The following is a 13,342-nucleotide window of genomic DNA, read 5'->3' as shown; positions in this document are numbered from 1 at the left end:
GCTGCCAGAATAAGCAGATAAMCTGTGGCAAGAATTCTAATTTTTTGAGCCATGGATAAAGCTATAGTTCTATTTTCCCGAGCAAAGCAGGGAGGTGGGTTACTATGTGTAAAATTGTCTACTTATTGTAGAAAATCAAAAAACTCAGTTTAGTTGGTGTGACTTTCGCATTCGAATCCGATGTTTGAGAAAGGCTGGTCGATTGACCACACCTTCTTATCAAATGCTGTCGGATGGAGTACTAGTGCCAGTGAGTGTAATGACAATGTCCTGATCCACAGTCCCGCCTTCGCCGTCGGATACGGTGACCGTGTAGGTTTGCGTTAATGTTTGGCCTTCAGCCAGATAATCGATATCCCCATCAGACACCTCAAAATCCCAATCCACTTGACCGGAGCCATCGGACGTTGTGTCATCCGCTAATGAGATTGAGAAGCTGCCCAGATAGCCAGCCGCACCGGACATATAAGACAGTGACTGTGTATCTGTGAGATCGGTATCGGCGATGTTGAAACTACCGCTGTCGGAGAGGGTCGACGTCAGTTCACCGGCATCGTTGTCGTCCACTTCGGTAATGTTGCCACTCACATTGGTTTCGGCTGCAATAGTGGGCGAGTCATTTGTCCCGGTGATGGTGATCGCAACCTCCTGATCGACAGAGCCGCCTTCTCCATCGGAAGCGGTTACGGTGTAGGTTTGTGTGAGGGTTTGGCCTTCAGCAAGATAATCAATATCCGAATCGGCGATATCAAAATTCCAATCAATGCGGCCTGTGCCATCGCCGTTCGTATCATCGCCGACGGAAACACTGAAGTTGCCAAGGTAATCTGAACTGGCTGAGGCGAAGTCTACCGACTGATTATCAAGGAGGTCGACATCAGCGATGGTAAAACTGCCGTTGTCAGAAAGAGTGGTTGTCAACTCGCCTGAAACGTTGTCGTCTAGTTCGGTAATGCTGCCAGTGATGTCCGTAGTAGCTTCCACGGTTGGTGCATCATTAGTTCCCGTGAGGGTGATGACAATATCCTGATCCACGGTCCCGCCTTCGCCGTCGGATACGGTGACCGTGTAGGTTTGCGTTAATGTTTGGCCTTCAGCCAGATAATCGATATCCCCATCAGACACCTCAAAATCCCAATCGATCCGCCCTGAACCATCCCCATTGGTATCATCTCCTACGGTGACACTGAAGTTGCCAAGATAATCGCTGCCTGCACTGGCGTAGCGGACACTCTGGGTGTCAGATAGCTCAGCGTCGGAAATGGTGAAGCTTCCGCTGTCAGACAGCGTGGAGGTGAGCTCGCCTGCTGCGCCATCATCAAGTTCGGTGATAGTGCTATCCACTTTGGTGGTGGTTTCGACAACGGGTGAGTCGTTGGTGCCGGTGATTTCCAGTGTGACCGTTGCTTCGGATTCGAGCCCGCGGCGATCACTCATGCGATAGAAAATATCGATTGAAACCGTTTCGCCTTCGGTCAGATAGTCAAAGTCGGTTCCCGGGGTGAAATTTAGCTGATCGTCGACAATGGTGACGGTTCCCAGCCCTGTGGCAGCGGTGCCGCTATCGTCGATGGTGTAGGCTTCATCCAAATTGAAGTTGTTGGGATTATCGGAAAAGTCTTCATCCTGATCATTGGCTAAGACATCCAGTACCAGAACCTCGTTTTCAGTAATTGCGTCGTTATCATCGATCGCTTCCGGGGTTTCATTCAGGTCATTCACAGCAATGGTTATGGTGGCTGTATCTGACAGGGTGCCGAAATCGGTGGTTTCAATGGTTAGGTTGTAGTTTGATCGTTCTTCGTAGTTCAGTTCGCCAATGACGCTTAGGGCACCGGTATCTGGGTCTATCTCAAACTTGTTGTCTTCATTGCCGGATACTATCCGATATTGAAGCACGGTGCCTTCAGGGTCATTTGCAATAACAATGCCAGCGATGACAGAGCCGTCGGCAAGTGTGTTTTCATCAATGTCAAAGGATTGATTCAGAATCTCGGGCTGTTGGTTTAAAGGTGTGGTATTTTCATCGGAGCCAATGCTTTCGGGGATGTAGCTTTCAGCCTCAAGGGTGTTATCAGAATCTGCACTATTGGTAAGCCCTTCCTCGTAATTAATAATGACTTCTTCAAGGTGGGTATCTTCCAGAGGTTTGTTTTGATTCGGGTTGTCATTATCATTTTGGGGCTGCCGGGTTTCATTTTCTCCAGTGGACTCTTGTATATCTATTGTTGTGTTTGTTGCTTCTTGGTCAACAACGGTTTCACTGTGATTAATCGTAAGTTCAGGCGATGACGCAAAAAAATTGGGACTCAGGAACACTTGCTGGCTGCTGTTCAAATAAAGCAATTGATTATTAATTAGCTCAATGACGACATTGGCGTCAGACTGGTTAACAACAGTATCATTCATGTAAAGGGGATCGCCGACAGAGGCGGTACGAATTCCCCCTTCTTCATTGGCAATCAGCACCGTTCCTTCAGCTTCGCTGATATATCCTACAATCTCGCCGGTATTCTCATCCATAATGTCAGTCTTATTATGTAGCCTTGTTGTTTAATTGTTTGGTAGTTGATAGGGCTATGAAAATGCAACATAAAAGCGGTTGGCGGTGCCCGTACGATATCTGTTTTTATCTTGTGTAGTACTTATGCTCTGTTTAATTAATGATAGCGATACAGTGGGGCGGTATTAAAATTGAAGGAGGTATTGAAGAGGAAATGGAAAAGATAGGGAGGGATCGTCATATTTCCATTATCAATAAGAGTGTTGGCTTATTTTATATTGTGACTGTCAAGAGTTAAGATGCTCGTGCATTTGATGCGATAGCTTAAAGGGTTGTAAATGATCATGATTGAGCTTGATTATTTTTGAGAGGGTGATGTATTGATCAAATTAAAAACCAATTAAGCAAAAGAAATATCGATATTAAATGAAGCTGTGGTTGATAGAGAAATGATCCAGAGTTAGTGCGGGCGTACCCTTGATTTAAAGCGCTAAATAAGGTTGTCAGCTGGCATTTGTATCAGTATACTGATAGGCACTTTGATGCGGGGTGGAGCAGCCTGGTAGCTCGTCGGGCTCATAACCCGAAGGTCGTTGGTTCGAATCCAGCCCCCGCTACCAAACCCCTGAAAACCCCCATGTGGGGTTTTTTGTTAGGTAGTGACATTGATCTGTGATGACTGCTTTGGTCATTGCACAAACTGTATGGGGCTTTATAGCCCTTTTTTTATTTTTCTTGCAGGTGTTCAGTCGTGGCAGGTAAGCAGTCGCAGCTGGAGGCACTTATTGAGCCGATTGTGGAATCGCTTGATTGCCGCCTCTGGGGTATTGAGTTTGTTTCCCGTGGTCGGAATTCTCTGCTTCGGGTCTATATCGATGCTGAAAACGGCATTTCTCTGGAAGACTGTGAAAAAGTCAGTCGTCAGGTAAGTGCGGTGATGGACGTTGAAGACCCAATCGCAGATGAGTACACGCTGGAGGTATCGTCTCCGGGGTTGGATAGACCACTGTTTCGACTTGAGCAGTACGAGATGATGGCTGGCTATGTGGTCAATCTCCGGTTACGGGTTCCTTTTGAAGGTCGTAGAAAGTACCGGGGCATCATTAAAGGAATAGAAGACCAGGATGTTGTTATAGAGGCCGATGGTCATGAACTTCTGTTGCCGATCGAGACGATCGAAAAGGCGCAGGTGATACCGCAGTTCGACTGAGCCCGATTCGGGCGTCAGACTAACGGTATTAGCAAGACAGTAAAGTCAGAAACTGTCGTAGTAGAAGCTGCTCAGGGTTGACGGTGGTTAACGGATATCTTGAGCGGCTTTTGTTGCTTACAGTTTTTGACAGATAGTGGCAAACCGAAGTCCCTTTGCGATGGTCTCCGGGGTCGAGCGAAATCCCGGTTAGCGGCCAGGGTTACGTTGGCTGGTGGTCAAAGGGGTTGAAGCTGCTGCAAGGCGGCAAGAGAGCAAACTCCGGGAATTCAGGTTCGCCAGATAATCGGGGTGAGTGAAGGCAGCCAACGTCGTAGCAGTTTTGAAACCGACGGGCATAGGCATGGACTGGTTCAGCATAGGCGAGGCAGAGTATGAGTAAAGAGATTCTGTTGGTCGTAGAGTCCGTATCCAATGAGAAGGGAGTACCGCCTGAAGTTATCTTTGAGGCGTTGGAAACCGCTCTGGCGACAGCGACCAAAAAGCGGTATGAGACCGAGGTGGATATTCGCGTAGCGATTAACCGGGCTACTGGAGAGTACGATACTTTCCGTTGCTGGACCGTGGTCGCCGATGAAGATTTTGAATTCGCAGGTATGCATCTGACTCTGGACGAAGGTAAAGAGCAAGATGAATCCCTGGAGATTGGCGGTGTGTGGGAAGAGCCGGTGGAATCCGTCGGGTTCGGCCGTATCGCAGCCCAGACCGCTAAACAGGTGATCGTGCAGAAAGTGCGTGAAGCTGAGCGACTTCAAATGGTTGAACAGTACCGCGATAAAATGGGTTCTCTCATTTCCGGTACCGTGAAAAAGACAACCCGTGACAGCATTATTGTTGATCTGGGCAATAACGCAGAAGCCGTTCTGAGAAAAGATCAGACGCTGCCTCGTGAGAACTTTCGAATGGGTTCCCACGTAAGAGCGTTGCTGAATGAAATTTCTACGGAAGGTCGTGGTCCTCAGTTGATGATGTCCAGAACAGCGCCAGAGATGCTGGTTGAACTGTTCCGCATCGAGGTGCCAGAGATCTCTGAAGAAGTGATCGAAATTAGAGGCGCAGCCCGTGACCCGGGCTCCCGTGCAAAAATCGCCGTTAAAACGAACGACGGCCGAATTGACCCGGTAGGTGCTTGTGTCGGTATGCGTGGTGCACGTGTGCAGGCCGTATCTGGCGAGCTGGGAAATGAGCGTGTTGATATCGTACTTTTCGATGACAACCCGGTTCAGTACGTGATTAATGCCATGCAGCCTGCCGAAGTGGCTTCCATCATTGTTGATGAAGACAAAGGCACCATGGATATTGCGGTCAGCGAAGACAATCTGGCTCAGGCCATTGGTCGTGGCGGTCAGAACGTACGTCTTGCCAGTGAGCTCACCGGCTGGACGCTGAATGTGATGACCGAAGAAGCGGCTGCTGAAAAACAGGAACAGGAAGCTGGGCGTATCGGCCAGATCTTCGTAGAGAAACTGGATGTTGATGAAGACCTGGCAGAACTGCTGGTCTCTGAAGGCTTCACTTCTCTGGAAGAAATTGCCTATGTTCCTCAGGAAGAGATGTTGGCCATTGAAGGCTTTGACGAAGACATTATTGAGCAATTGCGGACACGGGCGAAGGATCAGCTGTTAACTCAGGCGATCGCCCAGGAAGAAAAGCTTGATGGTACACAGCCTGCAGAAGACCTTCTGACAATGGAAGGAATGAATCAGGATCTGGCCTACGAACTGGCTAGCCGCGGCGTGATCACCATGGAAGATTTGGCTGAACAGTCAATTGACGACCTTCTGGATATGGAAGGTATGGATGAAAACCTCGCCGGTGAGCTGATTATGACAGCTCGGAAACCGTGGTTTGAGGAAGCGGGTAACTGAGCGGGCCACTGAGAGGAGAAGTGTGAATGGCAGATGTAACCGTAGAGCAACTCGCAGCAGTGGTCGGTGCTCCAGTGGAGCGGTTGTTGCAGCAGATGAAAGACGCTGGACTGACAAAGTCCAACGGCAAAGAGTCTGTGTCTGATCAAGAGAAACAGCAACTGCTGGCCCACCTGAAACAAGCCCATGGTGACGCCGGAACCGGTTCTGAATCGACCAAGATTACGCTGAAGCGTAAGACTGTCAGCAAAATGAAAGTTGCTGGTGGCAGTGCTGGTAAAAACAAAGTGGTTAACGTTGAAGTACGTAAAAAGCGTACTTATGTTAAGCGCGAAGAGACGGAAGAAGCACCTAAGGCGGATGGCGCTTCCGCTCGTTCTGATAAGCCAAGAGATGATCGCGGTCCTCGTAGAGATGATCGTGCTGCTCGTCCGGCTGGTGATCGTGGTCCTCGCCCAACGGGTGATCGTGCTCCAAGGCCAGAAGGTGATCGCAGTGCTCGCCCAGGTGGTGACCGGGGTCCACGTCCAGCTGGTGATCGTGGTCCGCGCCCTGGTGGCGATCGTGGTCCGCGTCCGGGTGGCGCTCCATCTGCTCCATCTTTTGGTGACGCACCACCGCCACCGCCGTCCGATGATCGCAAAACGCGTAACAAGCGTGGCGGAGCGAAAGGAAAAGATCGTCGTAACGATAATGACGATGGCCCACGCCGTGGTCGTGGTCGTAATGATCGTGATGAGCGTCGTGGTGGAAGCCGTAAGTTCACTCGTAGTATTGCGCCTGAATCCATGGCTCATGGCTTTACCAAGCCAACGGCTCCGGTTCTGAGAGAAGTCTCTATCCCGGAAACCATTACGGTTGCCGAGCTGGCCAGTAAAATGGCGATCAAAGCGGCGGACGTTATCAAAGTGATGTTCAAAATGGGCTCCATGGTAACGATCAACCAAGTGATCGACCAGGAAACCGCCAGTATTGTGGTTGAAGAAATGGGCCACAAGTTCAAGCTGACCAAAGCGGATGCGATCGAAGATACGCTGTCCCATGATCAGCTGGAAGATGTGTCTTACGAAGCGAAACCACGTGCGCCTGTCGTAACCGTTATGGGTCACGTTGATCACGGTAAAACCTCGCTGCTCGACTATATCCGTAAGAGTCGTGTGCAGGCTGGCGAAGCCGGTGGTATTACCCAGCACATTGGTGCATACCACGTAGAAACTGATCGCGGCATGGTGTCCTTCCTGGATACACCAGGACACGCGGCGTTTACTGCCATGCGTGCCCGTGGTGCGAAAGCAACGGATATCGTTATCCTCGTTGTTGCTGCAGATGATGGCGTCATGCCTCAGACCGAAGAAGCCGTTCAGCACGCTAAAGCGGCTGGTGTGCCAATCGTGGTTGCAGTCAACAAGATGGATAAAGAAGACGCTGATCCAGATCGCGTGAAGAACGAGCTTTCTGCCCGTGACGTTATCCCTGAAGAGTGGGGTGGCGACACTCAGTTTATGCCAGTGTCCGCACTGACAGGCGAAGGTGTTGAAGCGCTGCTTGAAGCGGTTGTTCTTCAGGCTGAAGTTCTTGAGCTGACGGCTCCGGACGAAGGCCCTGCACGAGGCGTTGTTGTTGAATCCCGTCTGGATAAAGGACGTGGTCCGGTAGCTACTGTACTTGTACAGGCTGGTATGCTGAATCAGGGTGATAACATTCTGGTTGGTCAGCAGTATGGTCGTGTACGTGCCATGCTGGACGAAAACGGTCAGCCAATTCAGGTAGCGGGTCCTTCCATTCCAGTAGAGATTCTGGGTCTGGACGGTACGCCGGATGCCGGTGACGAGATGATTGTGGTTCGTGATGAGCGTAAGGCTCGTGAAATCGCAATGTTCCGTCAAGGCAAGTTCCGTGAAGTTAAGCTGGCTCGTCAGCAGGCTTCCAAGATGGAGAATATCTTCTCCAGAATGGGCTCTGAAGAGAAGAAGATGCTTAACATCGTACTTAAAGCCGATGTTCGTGGTTCTCTCGAAGCGTTGACCAGCTCATTGCAGGAGCAGGGTAACGACGAAGTTGAAGTGCGCGTTATTTCCAGCGGCGTAGGTGGTATCACTGAAACCGACGCTAACCTGGCACTGGCTTCTAATGCGGTGATTGTCGGCTTTAACGTTCGTGCGGATGCTTCTGCCCGTAAGGTCATTGATGCAGAAGACGTGGATCTTCGTTACTACAGCGTTATCTATGACATCATCGATGACGTTCGTAAGGCGCTGACCGGTATGCTCGGCTCCGATACCCGTGAACAGATCGTGGGTACTGCTGAAGTTCGTGAAGTGTTCCGCTCTCCGAAGTTTGGCGCTGTGGCTGGCTGTATGGTTATTGAAGGTACTGTTTACCGAAATGATCGTATCCGCGTACTGCGTGAAAACGTGGTTATCTATGAAGGCGAGCTGGAATCTCTGCGTCGCTTCAAGGATGACATGAATGAAGTTCGTAACGGCATGGAATGTGGTATCGCCGTTAAGAGCTACAACGACGTTAAGCCTGGTGACAAGATCGAGGTTTACAAAACCATTGAAGTGCAGCGTACGCTGTAACCGGTTTTCAGGCCTGAAGTAGACTATAAAAGCCCGCGGCCTCCACCGCGGGCTTTCTAATATGAGCACTCGAAATGGCAAAAGAGTACAGTCGTACCCAGCGAGTCGCTGACCAGATTCAAAAAGAGCTGGCTCAGTTGATTCAGCTGGAAATGAAAGACCCTCGTCTTGGCATGGTAACGGTCAGCATTGTTGAAGTTAGCCGGGATATGTCCTTCGCTGATATCTACGTATCCTTCCTCGGTGTAGATGATCAGGAGCAAATTGATGAATCCCTGAAAGTCCTGAATCAGGCGTCAGGTTTTCTGCGTTCCCAGCTGGCTCGGGCAGTTAAACTGAGATTTACCCCACAGCTCCGCTTCTTCTTTGATAACAGTCTGCGTCGGGGGGCTTACTTGTCCTCATTGATTGACCAGGCAGTAGCAAAAGATGGTCGCTCAGATAAAAGCAGCGACGAAGATTCCGAGGAATAAATCATGGCCAGAAGAGGTCGTCGTGTTAACCGCGGTCGTGCGGTTGACGGCATTATTGTTGTTGATAAAGTATACGGTGCTTCCTCAAATGAAGTGCTGCAGCGGGTAAAACGTCTTTTTAACGCTGCAAAAGCAGGACATACCGGTAGCCTTGATCCATTGGCTACGGGTGTTCTGCCAATCTGCCTGGGTGAGGCCACCAAGTTTTCACAGTACTTGCTGGATTCCGATAAATCCTATCGAACCACCATGAAAATGGGTGTTCAAACCACGACCGGCGATCGCGAAGGTGAAGTGGTTGCTGAGCGTCCGGTAGCGGTTACCCGTTCGGATGTGGAAGCCATTCTGGATCAGTTTCGGGGTGAAATTGAACAGGTGCCGAGCATGTTTTCTGCCCTGAAGCATAATGGCAGGCCACTGTACGAATACGCTCGAGAAGGCATCGAAATTGATCGTCCTTCCCGAAAAATCACGATTCATCGTCTGGAGCTTCTGGATTTTGAAGGTGATGAATGTGTATTTGAAGTGGATTGCACTAAAGGCACCTACATCCGTACTCTGGTTGAAGATATCGGCGCAGCTCTGGGCTGTCTCGGCCATGTTGCCGAACTGAAGCGTCTTAAAGCGGGTCCATACACTGAGCATCAGGCTTATTCTCTGGATGAGCTGGCAAAGCTACGTGATGAAGGTCGTGAAGCGGCTCTGGATGTTGAGCAGCGTGTAGAGTTTGCTGAACTGGCGGGTCTTGCGGATGAAATTGGCCGCGACAAGCTGGAAAAGAGTCAGGCTGAGCGATTCAAAGACTTGGGTCGAATTCGCAACAAAGCGGGCGACCGTGTCATTGATGAGTTGTTGCTACCACTGGACAGCGCAGTAAGCGATTGGCCTCAGGTTAAGCTCGGCGCAAACAGCAGTTTCTTCGTCGCCCAGGGAAATCCGGTTCAGGTTCCACAGGCGCCAACCAGTGGCAATGTCCGTATTTATGGTATTGCTGAAGGCGAAGAAGATCTGAGCTTTTTTGGTGTTGGTGAAATCACAGATGATGGTTTGGTGGCGCCTAAGCGCTTGATCAAATCCTGAGTTTTTTTGGACGCCCTCACAACATAGTGATAGAATTCGTCGCTTAATTTGAGGTTCGTTCAGAACCTTATGGCTGGCTGTAAATATGCACGGTCATGCCGGTTTGTTGTGTTGCATATTGATTGGAGATTTAAACATGGCTTTGACTGTTGAAAAGAAAGCTGAAATCCTGAAAGATTTTGGCCGCGGCGAAAACGATACTGGTTCCCCTGAAGTTCAGGTTGCTCTGCTGACAGCTAACATCGAAGGCCTGCAGGGTCACTTCAAGGCAAACCACAAAGATCACCACTCCCGTCGTGGTCTGATCCGCATGGTAAACCAGCGTCGTAGCCTGCTGGACTACCTGAAGCGCAAAGACGTTGAACGTTACCGTTCAGTGATCCAGCGTCTGGGTCTGCGTCGTTAATACGGCTTATACGGGATGGCTCTTACTTAAGTGGTACGTTCCGTTATAAAATGGAAGGCTGGTGTCTTGATATCACCTTCCATAGTCAAGGCACCGCGAGCTGCATTTATGTGGCTGGCGGTGTTTTGCTATTTGTACCCTGTGATTTTGATACCACTTTGGGTGCGAAGGTTGGCTTGATCAACTATTTATACCCAAAGGATTTCAAGTTGCTACGCGGCGGCAACCGAGTGAATCCCCACGAGCCTACGAGTAGTAGGTGATTGGGGTGAGCGAGTGAAGCCAACAAAGTAGCAACTTGAAAGGCGACGGGTATAACTGAGCTGTTAGTTACCGCTCAATCTTTAAAGAGGGTAATTAACGAAACTCCCCAGTCTGTGATCTGTCTGCATGGGGTGCAATTCAGAAACTTTCGTTCTGGTTTAAAAGTATGGAAGTTTGTGGATTGCATCCATTCTCTATGAACAGTGAGGATGCAGGTTTGGGGCGATTTTTAAACGATATAAAGGAAAATAATGTGAGTACTGCTCCAAAAGCAATTACTAAATCGTTCCAGTTCGGTGAGCACACCGTAACTCTGGAAACCGGCCGTATTGCCCGTCAGGCATCCGGTGCTGTTCTGGCCACTATGGGTGAACTGCAAGTTCTGGCCACTGTTGTTGGTGCGAAAAGCGCCCGTGCCGGTCAGGACTTCTTTCCGCTGTCTGTGCACTATCAGGAAAAAGTCTACGCTGCCGGTAAAATTCCTGGCGGCTACCTGAAGCGTGAAGGCAAGGCCAGCGAAAAAGAAACGCTGACTTCCCGTCTGATCGACCGTCCTATTCGCCCACTGTTCCCGAAAGGTTACATGAATGAAGTTCAGGTCATCATCACCGTTATGTCTGTGGATAAGAAAAACGATCCAGATATGCTGGGTATGATCGCTACCTCCGCAGCGCTGTCTATCTCTGGTATTCCTTTCGCTGGCCCAATCGGTGCAGCTCGAGTTGGTTTCAACGAAGAAGATGGTTACATCCTTAACCCAACCTTTGAACAGCTGAAAGCTTCTGAGCTGGACATGGTGGTTGCCGGTACCAAAGATGCGGTTCTGATGGTTGAATCCGAAGCTCAGGAACTGACCGAAGACGAAATGTTGGGTGCTGTACTGTTTGCTCATCAGGAATCTCAGTGCATCATCACTGCTATTGAAGAGTTTGCTGCTGAAGCTGCTGCTCCAGCTTGGGATTGGGCGCCTGCCGAAGAAAAGACTGCAGTTAAAGAAGCCGTTGCCTTTGGTTTCGAACAAAAGATTCGCGACGCTTATGGCATGACCGTCAAGCAAGAGCGCAGTAACAAACTGTCTGAGCTCCGTACAGAAGCCGAAGCGCTGCTGGCTGGTAACGAAGCAGAAGGTAAATTCAGCGCAGACGACGTTCAGGCGTACATCAGCAAGCTGGAAAAAACCGTTGTGCGTGGCAACATCATTAATGGACAGCCACGTATCGATGGTCGCGACACAAAAACAGTTCGTCCGATCAATGTAGAAGTGGGTCTTCTGAAAAAGACACACGGTTCAGCCCTATTCACCCGTGGTGAAACTCAGGCTATCGTGACGACCACTCTCGGTACCGCCCGTGATGCGCAGTTTATCGATGCGCTGGAAGGTGAAAGCCGCGATCCGTTCATGCTGCACTACAACTTCCCTCCATACTCTGTGGGTGAAGCAGGTCGTATGGGTCCTCCAGGACGTCGTGAAATCGGCCATGGTCGTTTGGCTCGTCGTGGTCTTGCTGCCGTGCTGCCAACCGGTGAAGAATTCCCATACACCATTCGTGTGGTTTCCGAGATCACTGAATCTAACGGTTCCAGCTCAATGGCGTCTGTTTGTGGTTCTTCTCTGGCATTGATGGATGCAGGTGTTCCTCTGAAGGCGCCGGTTGCTGGTATCGCCATGGGTCTGGTTAAGGAAGGCGAACAGTTCGCAGTTCTGACTGACATTCTGGGTGATGAAGATCATCTGGGCGACATGGACTTTAAAGTAGCGGGTACCGCTAACGGTGTTACCGCGTTGCAGATGGACATCAAGATTGCCGGTATTACCGAAGAGATCATGGATATCGCTCTGGAGCAGGCTTTGCACGCTCGTTTGCACATCTTGGCTGAGATGAACAAGGTTATTGCGGCTTCACGCACTGAGTTGTCTCCTAATGCGCCAATGACCATGACGCTTAAAATCGAACAAGATAAGATTCGTGATGTGATCGGTAAAGGTGGTGCGACTATTCGTTCTATCTGTGAAGACACTGGCGCATCTGTTGATATCTCTGACGACGGTACCGTTAAGATCTACGGCGAAACCAAAGAAGCCTGTCAGGCAGCTTACGATCGTGTATACGGCGTAACTGCAGAGGCTGAAATCGGTAAGATCTACGAAGGTACCGTTACTCGCATTGTTGAGTTCGGTGCGTTCGTAAACATTCTTCCTGGTCAGGATGGTCTGGTACACATCTCTCAGATCGCTGATCACCGTGTTGAGAATGTAGGCGACTACATCAAGATGGGTCAGAAGCTGGAAGTGGTGGTAATGGACCTGGACAACCGTGGTCGTATTAAGCTTTCTCTGAAAGAAGTGCCGCGTATTAAAGAGCAGCAGGCTGCAGCGACTGCTGAGTAAGCTCCTTTTAAAAAGAGCTAAAGAATAATAAGGGAGATTATATATCTCCCTTATTATTGATCTGGGAAAACTGGTTTAGGTTACTTATAAGCGTATCCCAACCATCTCGTGCTTTAGAGCGTGGAGGGGATACTTTTAAAGTATGATCGTTAAAATTTTCGCCTCTAGCGCCAAAAAAATGATTCAGTTCAAGGCCTGCATTATCTGTATCTTTTAAATATCTGCAAAGCATTTCGATGATATTAAGTAGTTAACCACCTGAAATCATATTTTCTGACTCATTGATCAGACTCTCTGACTGCGTTGCAACTCTGGTCACATAGCTCGCTATGCTCCCGCCGTTGCGCCTTGCAGAAAACCTGGTCAACAAGCCAGAAATATTCGATTCCAAATGGCCAACTACTTATCTTTCTCCTGAATATGATTCTGGGCATTGAGCTCTTTAGCTGCTGTTAAACCAAAACTCACTTGAAACCATCGGTTTTATTTTGGTTTTGGCTTAACCGGTTTTCTGAGCACCTCTTCCTCCTCGTCAAGAGACGTCTTGGTATGGAGTCTGTCGGCTAA

The 13,342-nt window shown here is 49.5% G+C and carries 8 protein-coding genes and 1 tRNA gene; 8 read left to right on the top strand and 1 reads right to left on the bottom strand.

The features are described 5' to 3' along the window. Nucleotides 1–219: 219 nt before the first annotated feature. Entirely contained in the window at nt 220–2,523 is a 2,304-nt protein-coding gene (locus AKL11_RS03370) for a VCBS domain-containing protein (protein ID WP_067515174.1), read from the bottom strand. Nucleotides 2,524–3,046: 523 nt separating this feature from the next. Between AKL11_RS03370 and AKL11_RS03365 the strand changes: the two genes are divergently transcribed. The 8 genes from AKL11_RS03365 to pnp all read left to right on the top strand — a co-directional run bounded on the left by AKL11_RS03365 (nt 3,047) and on the right by pnp (nt 12,775). After that, nucleotides 3,047–3,123: transfer RNA gene (locus AKL11_RS03365), tRNA-Met, on the top strand. A 131-nt stretch (nt 3,124–3,254) separates the two neighbouring features. After that, nucleotides 3,255–3,713, top strand: a complete 459-nt coding sequence (gene rimP / locus AKL11_RS03360; RefSeq protein WP_067515173.1) for a ribosome maturation factor RimP — start codon at nt 3,255–3,257, stop codon at nt 3,711–3,713. A 374-nt stretch (nt 3,714–4,087) separates the two neighbouring features. After that, nucleotides 4,088–5,581: a transcription termination factor NusA gene (gene nusA, locus AKL11_RS03355; RefSeq protein WP_067515172.1), complete on the top strand. Its 1,494-nt coding sequence runs from the start codon at nt 4,088–4,090 to the stop codon at nt 5,579–5,581. A 26-nt stretch (nt 5,582–5,607) separates the two neighbouring features. Next, entirely contained in the window at nt 5,608–8,163 is a 2,556-nt protein-coding gene (gene infB / locus AKL11_RS03350) for a translation initiation factor IF-2 (RefSeq protein ID WP_067515171.1), read from the top strand. Nucleotides 8,164–8,237: 74 nt separating this feature from the next. Then, nucleotides 8,238–8,636, top strand: coding sequence for a 30S ribosome-binding factor RbfA (gene rbfA, locus AKL11_RS03345; protein ID WP_067515170.1), 399 nt, complete (start codon nt 8,238–8,240; stop codon nt 8,634–8,636). A 3-nt stretch (nt 8,637–8,639) separates the two neighbouring features. After that, nucleotides 8,640–9,716: a tRNA pseudouridine(55) synthase TruB gene (gene truB / locus AKL11_RS03340; protein ID WP_067515169.1), complete on the top strand. Its 1,077-nt coding sequence runs from the start codon at nt 8,640–8,642 to the stop codon at nt 9,714–9,716. 136 nt (nt 9,717–9,852) lie between these two features. Beyond that, nucleotides 9,853–10,122 carry a 30S ribosomal protein S15 gene (gene rpsO, locus AKL11_RS03335; protein WP_067515379.1) on the top strand — a complete coding sequence of 90 codons (270 nt, stop codon included), beginning with the start codon at nt 9,853–9,855 and terminating at the stop codon, nt 10,120–10,122. Nucleotides 10,123–10,639: 517 nt separating this feature from the next. Continuing rightward, complete coding sequence (gene pnp, locus AKL11_RS03330; protein ID WP_253705162.1) at nt 10,640–12,775, top strand: polyribonucleotide nucleotidyltransferase; 2,136 nt, start codon at nt 10,640–10,642, stop codon at nt 12,773–12,775. Nucleotides 12,776–13,342: the final 567 nt, after the last annotated feature.

It is taken from the genome of Endozoicomonas ascidiicola, from assembly GCF_001646945.1.
Taxonomy (GTDB): domain Bacteria; phylum Pseudomonadota; class Gammaproteobacteria; order Pseudomonadales; family Endozoicomonadaceae; genus Endozoicomonas; species Endozoicomonas ascidiicola.
The sequence above is the reverse complement of the archived record's forward strand: the minus strand, read 5'-3'. Positions and strand labels throughout refer to the sequence as shown.